The sequence below is a fragment of the Arthrobacter sp. 01T414 genome, from assembly GCF_056398965.1.
The window spans coordinates 449,584-463,332 of the sequence record NZ_JBFTQK010000001.1; the positions used below are offsets into that span (position 1 = coordinate 449,584).

Sequence of the window (13,749 nt, forward strand, 5' to 3'; positions counted from 1 at the left end):
ATGAGCAATTCCGTGCACACCGAGGGCCTTCCCGCATCGGTCGGAGTTCTGGGCGGCGGCCGGATGGGCGCCGGCATCGCGCACGCCTTCCTGGTCAACGGCGCCAACGTCCTCGTCGTCGAACGCGATGAGGAATCCGCCGAAGCGGCCCGCGAACGCGTGGAGTCCGCGGCGGCCAAGAGCATCGAACGCGGCGCCACCGACGCCAACCTCGACGAAATGGTCTCCCGGCTCTCCGTCACCGTGGACTACGACGACTTCCGGGACCGGCAGCTCGTGATCGAAGCCGTACCCGAGGACTGGGACCTGAAGGTCGCCTCGCTGCAAGGAATCGAGGAACGGCTCGCCGCGGATGCCTACCTCGCCTCCAACACCTCCTCGCTTTCGGTCAACGGGCTGGCCCGCGAGCTGAAGCGTCCGCAGAACTTCCTGGGCCTGCACTTCTTCAACCCGGTCCCCGCATCCACGCTGATCGAGGTCGTCCTCGGCGAACAGACCTCTGAAACGCTTGCCGCCGCGGCCCGCGGCTGGGTCGGCGCGCTCGGCAAGACCGCCGTCGTCGTCAACGATGCCCCGGGCTTCGCCTCCTCGCGGCTGGGCGTCGCGATCGCCCTCGAAGCGATGCGCATGGTGGAGGAGGGCGTCGCCTCGCCCGAAGACATCGATAACGCCATGGTCCTGGGCTACAAGCACCCCACCGGCCCGCTGCGCACCACGGACATCGTCGGCCTCGACGTCCGGCTCGGCATCGCCGAGTACCTGGCGTCCACGCTGGGGGAGCGCTTCGCGCCGCCGCAGATCCTCCGGGACAAGGTGGCCCGCGGCGAACTGGGACGCAAGACCGGCAAGGGATTCTTCGACTGGACCGCCTGAGCCATTCCCGGACGGGACGGGTGCCGCGCGCTTCCTAGTGCGCGGCTAGCGAGTCCAGCGTCCGCTTCATGCCGTCCATCGCGGGGTCAGCCAAGGACTGGAAGGCGGGCCTGGCGAATGGTTCGGCGACCTTCCGCCAGCCCTTCAGCTGGAATTCCGCGGTGTAGCGGACCTCGCTGCCGGATCCCGCCGGCCGGACCTCGATGGTGTCGACGGAAACGACGCTCTTGTTTTCGCCGCGCAGCTTGATCACGGATCCGGCCAGTTCCACCACTTCGTAGGTCAGCGCCTGCCGTTTGCCGCGGAACTCCGCCTCTGCACGGTAGCGGTGGCCCACGGCGACCGGCCCGTCCGTGAGCTTCTTGACGACCGGGGTGCCGGGGTCCCATTCGGGGGTGTGCTCGAAGGCTGAGAGGTAGTCGAAGGCCCGGCCGGCCTCCAGCGGCGTGCGGACCGTACCGGTGACTGTGATCATGGGCCCAGCCTACCCGCGGCGTCCAGCCCCCAGGGCGACCCGCGACCGACCCCCCCAGGCCGCGCCCCGCGGCCGCCGGCGTGCCTAGGATGGTGCAGTGACTACCACCCCGCCGACCACCACCCCGCCGCGCATTGAACCCATCACGCTCACCGGCCAGCACGTGGTGCTGGAGCCGCTGAGCCATGCCCACCACGACGGCCTGGTGGAGGCGGTCCGGGACGGGGAGCTCTGGAAACTTTGGTACACCTCGGTCCCGGCTCCGGAGGCGATGGCGGCCGAGATCGACCGGCGGCTCGCCCTGCAGGAGGCCGGCTCGATGCTGCCGTTCACCACCCGGTTGCTCGACCCGGCCACGGGCGGTCCGGGCAAGGTGATCGGCATGACCACCTACATGAACATCGACGCCGCCACACCCCGGGTGGAGATCGGTTCCACCTGGAACGCCGCGTCGGCGCAGGGCAGCGGCAGCAACCCGGACTCCAAGCTGTTGCTGCTCCGGCATGCCTTCGAAACACTCGGCTGCCCGGCCGTGGAATTCCGCACGCACTGGCTCAACCACCAGTCGCGGGAGGCGATCGCCCGGCTCGGCGCCAAACAGGATGGCGTACTGCGCAGCCACACCCGCACGGCCGACGGCGTGCTGCGCGACACGGTGGTGTTCTCCATCCTGGAACATGAATGGCCGATGGTGCGAAGCGGCCTGGAGTTCCGGCTGGCCAAGCAGCGGGAGCAGGGACCCCGTGGGTAGCCTGCCGGAGTGCGGGGCCGTCAACTGGGACGGGGCTGTCAACGCCTGGCACGTTGCGGGCAGCGTGTACCGGATGGGACGCCGCGAATGGCTCACCGAGACCGGCTGGCAGCAGGCCTACGACGGCGGCATCCGGACAGTGATCGACCTCCGGAATCCGGACGAAATCCGCCGGCGGGACACCGATCCACGAGTGAGCGAGGAGACCCTGGCGGCGTTCGACATTGTGCATTCGCCCACCGAGGATCCCAGCAACGCTGAATTCCGCGCGCTCTGTGTGCCGTACCTGAACAACCCGGTGTCCTACCCGGACAACGCCAGGATCTTCCCCGGGAAGCTCGCGGCGGTGTTCAAAGCTGTAGCGGCAGCTCCCGGCGGCGTCATAATCCATTGTTCGGCCGGACGGGACCGCAGCGGCATGATCGCGGCCATGCTCCAGGACCTCGCCGGAGCCGGTGAGGACGCCATTGCCCTGGCCTACGCGCGGGCCATGCGGGGGATCAACGAACACCACCGGGTGTCGGCCACCCCGCATCCGCATGAGCGTTACCTGCCCGAGGACGTACTCGAGCCGCTGGTCAAGGCACGACAGGAAAGCCTGCTCCGCTTTGTGCGCGAGGTAAAAACTGCCGAATTTTTGGGCCACAATGGGGTAACGGTTCCTGAGTTGACTGCCGTTCGGGGCAAATTGGGGCACTAGAGTAACCGGGTGAAGAGTCCCACGTATGCGCTGGTAATGCGGTCGACGGCGGCTGTCGCCATTGCGCTCGCGGGTTCGACCCTGGCGGTCCCCGCGTTGGCTGAGTCCGGCTCACCCGACCCGGCAGCGGCGTCCCCTTCGCCCTCGGCCAGCGCCAGCCCGGAAGTCACGACCCCGGCCCCGGCGCCGTCCGCTGAGCCGTCCCCGTCCCCGCAGCCGGGTATCAGCGACGCCGGCCTCGCCGACGCGGTCCAGCGGGATCTCGGCATGACGATGGAGGAGTTCGACGCCGCGGGTGCCTTGGCCAAGCGCGCCGCCGACGCCGTCCCGTCGATGCGCGGGCTGCCTGGCTACGTCGGGATCGTCCTGCGGGACGGAAGAATCGTGGTCCAGGGCAGCGGCGCCGAACTTCGGACCCGGATTGATGAACTGAACCAGCCCGGCCCGGCCCTGTTCACGCTGGAGGCGCCGGCCGCGCGCACGCTTGAGGCTCCCGCGGGGACCGCGGCATCGCCGGCCGCCGCCCCGAAGCCCGAACTCGTCGCCGGCAGTGCCGAGCAGCTCTTCCAGGCATACCTCCGTGAAGTCGGCCCTGCCGGGCTGCAGGCTGTGGCCTTTACCGACGGCCACTTTGTCATCCGCACCGGCGGCACCAATACGGCCGAAGGCTCGGCTGCCGTGGCAGCCTTGGCGCCCCGGGGCCTGGAGCCGGTCGCCGAGCCGGCTCCGGGAAAGATCTCGGCCGCGGATTTCGTCTCCCGCTACGCCAACGTGGAGCTGGAAAAGGGCGCCGCCATCAAGACCGAAGAGGACTATTACGGCGGCCAGGGATACGTCGTCGACAACATGACGATTTGTTCTGCCGGTTTTGGGGCCTTCAGCCCGTCCGGCCTGCCGCTGGTGCTGACGGCCGGGCACTGCGCCGAAGACGGGACGGCGGTCAAGGCCGACGTCGAACCCCTAAGCGCGGCGCCGGCCGGCGGGTCCACGACACCCCGCCCGGATGTGCTCGAGTCCCTGGGAACGTTCGGGTTCAGCCAATTCGGCGGCACGAACAACTCCCCGATCACCGGCTCGGAGTCGAGCCCGGGCAACGTTGGCACCGACATCGCCGTCATCAATGAGCTGCGGCCCGGGCTCACGGTGCAGTCCTCTGCCATCACCTGGGACAACATGGCCAGCCCCGCCAAGACCTCCGTCAAGATCATCGGTACCGCCGCGCCGTACCAAGGCCAGGCTGTCTGCCGGTCCGGTCGGACAACCGGATGGTCCTGCGGCAAGGTGGCGGAAACCGGGATCTACGTGGTGGGCGGGCGGACCGCCGCCGCCGGAGACTTGCGGGCCTTCAAAGGGTTCCTGTCCTACGACGTCCAGTCCGGCGGCGGAGACTCCGGGGGGCCCTGGATCAGCGGAAACTTCGCCGTCGGCACACACTCCGCCGGGGAACCACGGGGCGCGGCGCAGAATTTCGCCGTCGCAACGACGCTCGAGGACGCGCTGGGCTACGTTCCCGGGCCCGTCCAGCTCCAGCTGTTCCTGAACAAGCCCGAACTCACAGTGCCGACGGAGGCCGCCACGGTCTCGCCGGGCAGCCTGGTTCGGGGCCGCGTGCCTGCAGCCCCCGCCTCTGGCGTCGCTGCAAACTCCCTGGTGCGCCTGGTTCGCCCGAACCAGGATGCCGTCGAAGTCCCGGTTGACGCCGCGGGAAACTGGTCCTTCAGCGCGCCGTCCTCGGAAGGCGCGTTCCAGTTCACGGCCGAGACCGTCAACGGCTACAGCCGCTCGGGCGCGATGGACTTCACCCTCCGCGTCGAATTGGCGGCCGGTGCGGCCGCCGCGGGACAGCCCGCACCCGCCGCCCGCCCCGTGGCGGAGGTTCCCGTCATGGCTCCCGCGCCCGCTCCGGGCCTCCACGCCGTTCCGCCGGCTCCCACTGAGGGCGAAGCGCCCGCCGCCGTGGGCTCGATGCCGTCGGCGCCTGCCACGGCCCCGGCGCCGGCCCCCACAGCAGTGCCCAGCGCTCCGGAGGGAACCCCGACACCTGCCTGGAGCTCCACCGAGGCGTTAAACCCCGCCGACGCCGGGCGGACCCCGGCTGCGGTGCAGCAACCCGGCACGGCGGCCGGGTCATTCCTGCCGCTGGCGGGCCTCGCCGCCGGCGCGATGCTACTGGGCTCCGCCGTACTCGTCGGCGCGCGCATTGCCCGCCGCCGCGGTACTCTCTAGCTGCCCGGCCAACGCCGCACTTGGCAGGAGACTCTCCCCGCGAACGGATTGACCGGACGTAACAGAAAGGCCGGCTGCTGTCAGCAGTCGGCCTTTCTGTTATGGCGCTTCGCTAGCTGCCGGCGGGCGGGGCCTTAGGGCTCCCGCCCGCCGTTTTTCAGCCGAAGTTGGCTACGTAGCTGGGCTTGCCCACGGCGTCGGTCGAGACCGCAGCGCCGGTGTCATTGATGACGTGGTCCAGCGTTCCTGCACCGAGGTTGACGGTCAGCAGGCTGTGCAGCTTCACCCCTGGCGTCACCGGAACCTCGAAGCCCCGCGTGGCGTGGATCGAGGGATCCACGTTGTTGTAGACGTAGCTCCCGCCGCCCCAGAGTTCGTGGTTCTTGACCTGGTCGGCCACCTTGTAACCGGCCCAGCCCAGGACTCCGTCGTGCTGCCAGGCAGCCTGGTTGGGGGCGTCGTAGGGCAGCTCATTCTGGAAGAAGATGGTCTTCCCGCGTTCGCCGTTCCAGATCACGTTGTACTGCTGGTAGTGCTCCACGAACAGGCCGGTGGCGGTGACGCCGTCGCCGTTGATGATGACGCCGTTGTCTGCGGTGTTGGTGGTCCAGCCCACGCCGTTTCCGTGGTCGGCGCGCCAGGCCCAGATGTGGTCCAGGAGCACGTTGTCACTGTTGACCTCCAGGCTCAGCGAGGCCTTGCCGACGTGGGGCCCGCCGATCCGGAAGAACACATCGTGGAGGGTGGTGGGGTTGGCGGGATCGCTCCAGCCGTTGTGGGCGCGGGCGCTGCCCGTTGCGGCACGCTGGGTGCCGACGCGCAGCAGGACCGGTGAATTCTTCTCGCCGGCGTCCACGGTAACGGCGGCAATGTCGACGCCGGGGACATCCGCGACCGTCAGCGGCACGGAACCGTCGACGGCGGTGAGGGTGGCCATGCCGAGCCCGAGGACGACGGTGTTGGCGCGCTTGACTTCGATGCTGCGGTCAATGTCGTAGACACCCGGGGTCAGCAGCAGGTTCTTGCCGCGGGCCAGCTGGGAGTTGATGGTCTGGACCGAATCCGAGGGCCGGGCGAGGAAGAAGTCTGACAGCGGGATGCTGCGGCCCGCCGTCGGACCGTTTTCCCATGTGGTGCCGGCGGAGTCCCGGCGCACCGCGGGAACGAAGACGCTGTACTGGCCGGCGGAGTCCAGGGTCAAGTAGGGCTTTTCCCGGCTGACCGGGGTGCTGGCCAGGGTGGTGTAGGGCGGATCCGGGAAGGACTGGGCCGGGGCCCCGTTCACCCCGGAGAAGACCTGATTCCAGACGCCGTTGGACCAGCTGCCGATGCTGCTGTCGCGGACCAGGTACTGCTGCTGCGAACCGTTGATGACCGTGCCGGCTTTTGAATCGGAAATGAAGCCGCCGCTGGCGTACTGCGGGCCGGCGGTGCAGTAGTCCATCAGGGAAAGGTTGCCGCCGGTGATGTTGACCCGCCGCATGGGCGATGCCTGCGATGCGGCCCAGAAGTTCGCCGAGCTGCGGCAGCCCTCGAGCCCGGTGACGTTGATGGTGAGGTTGGAGACGGAGCGCCAGAAATTGTTCAGGGCGATGCAGTTGTCCGCGGTGAGGCACCGGTTGTACGTGTCCACATGGCCGTTGATGGTGACGTCCGTGGGTGAGGCGCCCAGGCCGGCCACCTCGGTCGAATAGCCCACCTGGATGATCAGCGGCGTTTCCGCGCTGCCATAGGTGCCGGGCTTGAACAGCAGGGAATAGCGGTTGGTGCCCATCTCGTCGTCGACCTGCTTGGCCGCAATGGCGGCCACCTCGGCCTGGATGTCGGCGACAGGCATGCTCGGATCGAAGATCCGCACGTTGGCGCCGAAGTCGGGGGCCGGCGCGGGCGTGGCCTTGGCCGGTTTCATCGCCGGGTTTATCGCCGGGTTCATCGCCGGTGGCGGTGCGGCGTTGGCGGCGGGGGCGGCTCCGGCGCCCAGCACGCCAAGCATCACCGCTACCGCGCCGGCAAGCAGCCGTCTCTGGTGGTGCGTTGGCGTCCGGAAGGACGTCGGATGGGCCGCCCGGCGGCGGCGGAGGTGGGCTAGCGGCATTGCTTGTCCTGCTCTCTTGGGGTGCGGATTTTGCACGGGCTGCGGAAGGGGAGTGAAGGGAATGAGGCGCCCGGCTCTGGTGAAGGCCGGGTGTGGGAGCGCTCCCGCCGGGAAGCCTAACACCGCCCCCGGAGGCGGGCAAGGGTCCGAATCCGGCCCTGGGCGCCGTCTTGACAAGCCGCTGTGATGTGCGACACCATGCTCGTGAGAGCGCTCCCATGCTGTATGTGGGAGCGCTCCCAATCTGGGCGCATCGCCCCGCACTCTTCGTGCCTCATCCCGACAAAGGAGTCCCTGCGTGAAATTCCCCAGCAAGCTTGCCGCACTGTCGGCGTCGGCTGCCTGCCTCACCCTTGCCTTGAGCGCCTGCGGAGCAGACGCACCCAAAGCCGCGGCACCCACCGGCGAGACGGGGAAGGAGCCCGTGACCCTCACTCTCGCCACGTTCAACGAGTTCGGCTACGAAAGCTTGCTCAAGGAGTACGAATCGCTCAACCCGAACGTCAAGATCCAGCACAAGAAGGCCGCCACCACCAACGAGGCGCGTGACAACCTGACCACCCGCCTGGCCGCCGGCTCGGGCCTCTCTGACGTCGAAGCAATCGAGGTCGACTGGCTCTCCGAACTCAAGCAGTATCCGGACCAGTTCGTGGACCTGAAGGATCCCGCCGTGGAAGGCCGCTGGCTGGACTGGAAGACGAAGGCGGCGACCACGCAGGACGGCCACCTTATCGGCTACGGCACCGACTCCGGTCCCGAGGCCGTCTGCTACAACTCGTCCCTGCTCAAGGCGGCCGGGCTGCCGACTGACCGCGAGTCCGTCGCCAAGATGCTCGGCACGACCTGGGACAGCTACTTCGACGCCGGCAAGAAGTTTGTCGCCGCGAAGACCGGGGCGGCCTGGTTCGATTCCGCCGGAGCCATCTACCAGGGCATGAGCAACCAATTGGAGAAGGCCTACGAAAACGAAGACGGCACCGTCATCGCCGCCGAAAACCCTGCGGTCAAGGAGGTCTACACCAAGGTCCTCAACGCCTCCACGAAGGACAACCTGTCGGCTCACCTGGGCCAGTGGAGCAACGACTGGGTAGCAGGATTCCAGTCCCAGAAGTTCGCCACCACGCTCTGCCCGGGCTGGATGCTCGGTGTGATCGAGGGCAACGCCACCGGCGTCAAGGGCTGGGACGTCGCCAACGTCTTCCCCGGCGGCGGCGGAAACTGGGGCGGTTCGTACCTGACCGTGCCGGCACAGGGCAAGCACCAGGCCGAAGCCAAGAAGCTCGCCGCCTGGCTGACCGCCCCCGAACAGCAGATCAAGGCCTTCAAGGCCAAGGGCACCTTCCCGAGCCAGGTCGCGGCACTGGACAGCGAAGCGCTGCTCGGCCAGACCAACAAGTTCTTCAACAACGCCCCCACCGGGAAGATCTTCGCCGAGCGGGCCAAGGCCGTGGGCGCCACCCCGTTCAAGGGCCCGAAGTTCTTTGCCATCAACGACGCCATGCAGCAGGCACTCACCCGCGTGGACGTGGACAAGAAGGACGACGCCGAGTCCTCCTGGGCGAAGTTCCTCACCGCTGTGAAGTCCCTGTAAGTCATGCCGGTAACGGACCGGGTCAGGCCCCAAGAATCATTGTTCGACGAGGAAAGAACGGACGCGAAGAGTGTGCGGCGGCTCGCGTTCTCGCAGCAGCTGTCCCGGTGGGACGTCAAGGTTTCGCCCTACCTGTACATCTCGCCGTTCTTCCTGCTGTTTGCGCTCACGGGATTGTTTCCGTTGCTCTACACCGGCTGGGTTTCCCTGCACAACTGGAATCTCATCGGTGGCCAGGGCAAGTTCATCGGAATGGAGAACTTCGGCTTTGTCCTCGGACAGCCGTACTTCTGGAACGCGGTGGGGAACACGCTGAGCATTTTCCTGCTCTCCTCCGTGCCGCAGGTCGTGCTGGCGCTGCTGATCGCAGCCGCGCTGGACGCGAACCTGCGGGCCAAGACGTTCTGGCGGATTGGTGTCCTGGTGCCATTCGTCGTCGCTCCCGTGGCCGTTGGACTGATCTTCAACAACCTGTTCGCAGACCAGTTCGGTCTCGTCAACGAGCTGTTGAGCCTTGCCGGCCTTGACCCGGTCCGTTGGCACTCCGACCAGCTGGCCAGCCACCTCGCAATCGCCACCATGGTGAATTTCCGCTGGATCGGCTACAACTCGCTGATCTTCCTGGCGGCGATGCAGGCCATCCCGCGGGACGTCTTCGAGGCCGCCACCATCGACGGGGCCGGCCGCGTCCGTCAGTTCCTGTCGGTGACGGTTCCGATGCTTCGGCCCACCGTGATTTTCGTAGCCATCACGTCCACGATCGGCGGATTGCAGATCTTCGACGAGCCGAGGGTGTTCGACCAGTCCGGGCTCGGCGGCGCCGACCGGCAGTGGCAGACGCTGACCATGTACATCTGGGAACTGGGTTGGGGACAGCGCAACTTCGGCAGGGCATCCGCGGTCGCGTGGCTGCTGTTCCTGATGATCGTGCTGATCGCCCTCCTGAACTTCCTTCTCACGCGGCGCATCGCAAGCCAAGGAGGCCGCAAATGAGCTCCATCCCCATGATCCGACAGACCGTCGGTGAGGGCGCCGCCAAGACGGCCGCCAAGCGGCTGAACCGGCCTGCCGGTCCCGGCCGCGGACGCACCCCCGGGCGCAACCGAGGCGGCGCTGGGGGCGTGCGCCGTCCGGGAGCCCTGAGCTACGGCGCCCTGGGAGCAGTGCTGCTGGCGTCCCTGTTCCCGTTGTACTGGTCCTTTTTGGTGGGCAGCCACGACAGCACGGCGCTTAGCCGCGGGATTCCGCTGCTTCCGGGCGGGAACTTCCTGGCCAACGCGGCGAAAGTCTTCGACAGTATCCCGTTCTGGAAAGCCATGGGCAACAGCCTTCTGGTCTCCACGGTGACGGCCTGCTCGGTGGTGGTTTTCTCGACCCTCGCGGGATTTGCTTTCGCCAAGCTTCGCTTCCGCGGCAGCAAGGGCCTGCTCGTCTTCGTGATCGCCACCATGGCGGTGCCCACCCAGCTCGGCGTGGTTCCGCTGTTTATCGTGATGGCGAAGCTGGGCTGGACAGGCTCCCTGTGGGCCGTCATCATTCCCGGCGTCGTCACGGCCTTCGGCGTCTTCTGGATGACCCAGTACCTGCGTGACGCCCTGCCGGACGAGCTCATTGAAGCCGTCCGGATGGATGGGGCCTCGATGATCCAGGCCTTCTGGTACGTCGGGTTCCCCGCGGCGCGGCCCGCTGCGGCCATGCTGGCCCTCTTCACCTTCGTCGCCACGTGGACCAACTTCTTCTGGCCCTTCATTGTGCTGGATCCGTCCAACCCGACTCTGCCGGTGGCACTGCAGCTGCTGCAGGCAGYCCACTTCGTCGACTATTCAGTGGTGCTGGCCGGCGCTGTGCTGGCCACCATCCCGCTCCTGCTGCTCTTCATCGCGGCCGGTCGCCAACTCGTTTCAGGAATTATGCAAGGAGCAGTCAAAGGATGAGCATCACCCCGCTAGCTTTCCCCGAAGGTTTCCTCTGGGGTGCGGCCACGGCCGCTTACCAGATCGAAGGAGCCGCCCATGAGGGCGGCCGGCAGGACTCCATCTGGGACACATTCGCCCGGGTCCCGGGCGCCGTCGCGGACGCCCACAACGGCGACGTGGCCTGCGACCACTACCACCGCTCGGGCCAGGACGTCGAGTTGATGAAATCGCTGAACCTCAAGGCGTACCGCTTCTCGACGTCGTGGGCGCGTTGCATGCCCGACGGTAGGACACCCAACCCCGAGGGGATCGCCTTCTACTCCCGGCTGGTCGATGAGCTCCTCGCCGCGGGCATCACTCCCTGGCTGACCCTGTACCACTGGGACCTGCCCCAGGCGCTGGAGGATGAAGGCGGCTGGGCCAACCGCGAGACGGCCGAGCTTTTCGCAGCCTACGCGGCGCTCATGCATGCGGCCCTGGGCGACCGGGTCCGCATCTGGACCACACTCAACGAACCGTGGTGCTCGGCGTTCCTCGGTTACGCCGCCGGCGTCCATGCCCCGGGCCGGCAGGAACCGGCGGCCGCCCTCGCCGCCGCGCACCACCTCCTGCTCGGGCACGGACTCGCCGCCGCGGAACTGCGCCGGCGCGACCCGGAAGCGATCCTCGGCATCACTCTGAACCTCACCGTCGCCGACCCGGCAGACCCCGCTTCCGCGGAGGACCGGGACGCGGCCCGCCGGATCGACGGCCTGCACAACCGGATCTTCCTCGACCCGCTCTTCCGCGGCGCCTACCCCGCAGATGTGCTCGACGACGTCGCCGGCCTGGGCTTCGACGCCGTGGTGCAGGACGGCGACCTGGCCGTCATCTCGATGCCCATGGACCTGCTGGGCGTCAACTACTACCAGGGTGAAGCCCTGACCAAAGCGGCAGCCGCCGATGAGCAGGGCACGCAGGACACCGTCACGACCACGGCCCAGGCAGCGCCGGAGTCCGCCGGCAAGCCGGAGGCAACCCCGTTCGTCTCCGCCGAGGGTGTGCACTCCGTGCCGCGCGGCCTGCCGGTGACCGGAATGGGCTGGGAAGTGCAGCCCGAGGGCCTGCACCGCTTGCTGACCCGGCTGCAGCGCGAGTACACCGGCCCGGCCGGCATCCCGATCTACATGACCGAAAACGGCGCAGCCTACCCGGACGCGCCGGACGCCGACGGCTATGTCGACGACCAGGACCGGCTTGCGTTCTTCGACGCCCACCTGCGCGCGGTCCGGGCAGCGATCGACGACGGCGCGGACGTGCGCGGCTACCTCGCCTGGTCGCTGCTGGACAATTTCGAGTGGGCCTACGGATACCACCAGCGCTTCGGCCTGGTGCGGGTCGACTACGAGACCTTGGAGCGCATCCCCAAGGCGAGCGGGCTCTGGTACGCAACGGCGGCGGCGGCCAACGCGCTGCCGGCGCAGCAGGAAGTGTTGGTCAAAGCGGACACCGGGGATGTCGTATTCTCGAGGTAATGAGCGCACAGATCCACCGGGGTCTCCGGGCCGGACCGGCCAAACCCACCCCCACCCTTGAAGACCTCGCGACGGCGGCCGGAGTGTCCCGCTCCACCGCGTCGCGGGCTATCAACGGCGGGTCCCGCGTCAGCCCGGAGGCCCAGGCCGCGGTGGACGCCGCGGTAATTTCCCTCGGCTACACCCCGAACCGGGCCGCCCGCAGCCTCGTCACCCGCCGGACCTCGTCCATCGCCCTGGTCATCAACGAACCCGACGCGCGCGTCATGATGGATCCGTTCTTTGCCGCCGTCATTACCGGCGTGACCGAGGCGCTCCGTGACACGGACATGCAGTTGGTGCTCCTGATGTCACGGGCCGGCGGTGATCCATCCCGGACGGTCCGCTATCTGCGCGGCGGCCACGTCGACGGCGCCATAGTCGTCTCGCACCACAAGGCGGACGGCTGGACCGAGGACCTCGCAGCGTCGGGGCTGCCCACCGTTTTCATCGGAAGGCCGTGGGATACCGGCCTCGGGATCCATTACGTCGACGTGGACAGCTTCGATGGCGGCCGGCTGGCCGCGCTCCACCTGGCCGACGCGGGACGCACCCGGCTGGCAACCATTACCGGCCCACTGGACATGACCGCGGCCGCGGACCGGCTCGCGGGATGGCAGGCGGGCCTCAGGGAAGCCGGGCTGACGGCGGGACCGGTGGCCCATGGAGACTTCACGCCCGCCGGTGGCACCGCAGCCGCCGAGCAGATCCTGGCCGAGGACGGCAGCGTGGACGGCATCTTTGCCGCCTCAGACCTGATGGCCCGCGGCGCCATCACGGCCCTGCTGGCGTCCGGCCGGTCGGTGCCCGGGGACGTCGCCGTCGTCGGCTTCGATGACCATCTGACGGCTCCCGGCGAACTGCCGCTGACCACCATCAACCAGTCCACGGTGGAAATGGCTGCCGAAGCGGGCCGCCTGCTTCTCGCTGACATCGAAGACCCGGGGGCCAGCCGCGAGCCGCTCATCTACCCCGCGCGCCTGGTCGTCCGGGCCAGCACCGTAGCCGGCACTCTGCCGTAGGTCGGGTAGGCAGGCGGGCGCTCCAGCGGAACTGTTCAGTCCTTGCGGTCCAGCAACAGGTTGGTGATCCGCAGCGTGCACAACCGCTGGCCGGCCGCGTTGGTGATCAGGACTTCGTGGGTCGTCATCGTGCCGCCCAGGTGGATGGGGGTGGCCGTGATGGTGATGAGGCCCTCGCGGGCTGACTTGTGGTGGGTGGCGGAGACGTCGACGCCGACGGCGGTCTTGCCCAGGGTGCTGGCGTGGATCACCGCGGCCCAGGAGCCCACGGCCTCTCCGACGGCCAGCGAGGCACCGCCGTGCAGCAGCCCGAAGGATTGCCGGTTGCCCTCCACCGGCATGGTGGCCACGACGCGTTCCACCGACTGCTCAACGATCTTGACCCCCATCTTCTCGTCAAGTTCACCGAGGGTGATCTTCCACAGCTCGGTACCGCGGGGATCGGGCGTCATTGCGTCTCCTCTGGGGGCTCGGGCCTGTCACGGGCCGGTTGGTCCTGCCGCTACTAGTGTGCCGCAGGGCTCCTTCATGTACTGTAGACATATTA

At 68.1% G+C, this 13,749-nt stretch carries 12 protein-coding genes; 9 read left to right on the top strand and 3 right to left on the bottom strand.

All coding sequences use genetic code 11. The annotated features are described in order from the left end of the window. Complete coding sequence (locus AC1DK9_RS02135) at positions 1 to 873, top strand: 3-hydroxyacyl-CoA dehydrogenase family protein (RefSeq protein ID WP_476914859.1); 873 nt, start codon at positions 1 to 3, stop codon at positions 871 to 873. Between the two features lie 34 nt (positions 874 to 907). Here AC1DK9_RS02135 and AC1DK9_RS02140 read toward each other — a convergent pair whose 3' ends face one another. Then, positions 908 to 1,348, bottom strand: a complete 441-nt coding sequence (locus tag AC1DK9_RS02140; RefSeq protein ID WP_476914860.1) for an SRPBCC family protein — start codon at positions 1,346 to 1,348, stop codon at positions 908 to 910. Positions 1,349 to 1,445: 97 nt separating this feature from the next. On the opposite strand from AC1DK9_RS02140, the gene AC1DK9_RS02145 reads away from it, so the two are divergent. Genes AC1DK9_RS02145 through AC1DK9_RS02155 form a run of 3 tightly spaced genes read left to right on the top strand, consistent with a single transcriptional unit; the run spans position 1,446 to position 5,025 of the window. Further along, the gene (locus AC1DK9_RS02145; protein WP_476914861.1) at positions 1,446 to 2,099 is read left to right on the top strand and encodes a GNAT family N-acetyltransferase; all 654 of its coding nucleotides are present in this window, start codon (positions 1,446 to 1,448) and stop codon (positions 2,097 to 2,099) included. Next, positions 2,092 to 2,799 (top strand): tyrosine-protein phosphatase, encoded by a 708-nt coding sequence (locus tag AC1DK9_RS02150; RefSeq protein ID WP_476914862.1) that lies wholly within the window; start codon positions 2,092 to 2,094, stop codon positions 2,797 to 2,799. Before AC1DK9_RS02145 ends, AC1DK9_RS02150 begins: the two co-directional genes overlap by 8 nt. 9 nt (positions 2,800 to 2,808) lie before the next feature. Next, the gene (locus AC1DK9_RS02155) at positions 2,809 to 5,025 is read left to right on the top strand and encodes a S1 family peptidase (RefSeq protein WP_476914863.1); all 2,217 of its coding nucleotides are present in this window, start codon (positions 2,809 to 2,811) and stop codon (positions 5,023 to 5,025) included. Positions 5,026 to 5,182: 157 nt separating this feature from the next. On the opposite strand, the gene AC1DK9_RS02160 is transcribed toward AC1DK9_RS02155, so the two are convergent. After that, positions 5,183 to 7,018 carry an adenylyl cyclase gene (locus tag AC1DK9_RS02160; protein WP_476862632.1) on the bottom strand — a complete coding sequence of 612 codons (1,836 nt, stop codon included), beginning with the start codon at positions 7,016 to 7,018 and terminating at the stop codon, positions 5,183 to 5,185. A gap of 400 nt (positions 7,019 to 7,418) precedes the next feature. Between AC1DK9_RS02160 and AC1DK9_RS02165 the strand changes: the two genes are divergently transcribed. The 5 genes from AC1DK9_RS02165 to AC1DK9_RS02185 are packed head-to-tail and all read left to right on the top strand — an operon-like array spanning position 7,419 to position 13,202. After that, positions 7,419 to 8,711, top strand: coding sequence for an ABC transporter substrate-binding protein (locus AC1DK9_RS02165; RefSeq protein WP_476862544.1), 1,293 nt, complete (start codon positions 7,419 to 7,421; stop codon positions 8,709 to 8,711). A gap of 3 nt (positions 8,712 to 8,714) precedes the next feature. After that, positions 8,715 to 9,704 (top strand): carbohydrate ABC transporter permease, encoded by a 990-nt coding sequence (locus AC1DK9_RS02170; protein ID WP_476862543.1) that lies wholly within the window; start codon positions 8,715 to 8,717, stop codon positions 9,702 to 9,704. Then, positions 9,701 to 10,645: a carbohydrate ABC transporter permease gene (locus tag AC1DK9_RS02175; RefSeq protein ID WP_476914864.1), complete on the top strand. Its 945-nt coding sequence runs from the start codon at positions 9,701 to 9,703 to the stop codon at positions 10,643 to 10,645. Before AC1DK9_RS02170 ends, AC1DK9_RS02175 begins: the two co-directional genes overlap by 4 nt. Next, the gene (locus AC1DK9_RS02180) at positions 10,642 to 12,141 is read left to right on the top strand and encodes a glycoside hydrolase family 1 protein (protein WP_476862541.1); all 1,500 of its coding nucleotides are present in this window, start codon (positions 10,642 to 10,644) and stop codon (positions 12,139 to 12,141) included. Before AC1DK9_RS02175 ends, AC1DK9_RS02180 begins: the two co-directional genes overlap by 4 nt. Continuing rightward, positions 12,141 to 13,202 carry a LacI family DNA-binding transcriptional regulator gene (locus tag AC1DK9_RS02185; RefSeq protein ID WP_476862540.1) on the top strand — a complete coding sequence of 354 codons (1,062 nt, stop codon included), beginning with the start codon at positions 12,141 to 12,143 and terminating at the stop codon, positions 13,200 to 13,202. Before AC1DK9_RS02180 ends, AC1DK9_RS02185 begins: the two co-directional genes overlap by 1 nt. Positions 13,203 to 13,237: 35 nt before the next feature. Here AC1DK9_RS02185 and AC1DK9_RS02190 read toward each other — a convergent pair whose 3' ends face one another. Beyond that, entirely contained in the window at positions 13,238 to 13,654 is a 417-nt protein-coding gene (locus AC1DK9_RS02190; RefSeq protein WP_476862539.1) for a PaaI family thioesterase, read from the bottom strand. Between the last annotated feature and the right edge of the window lie 95 nt (positions 13,655 to 13,749).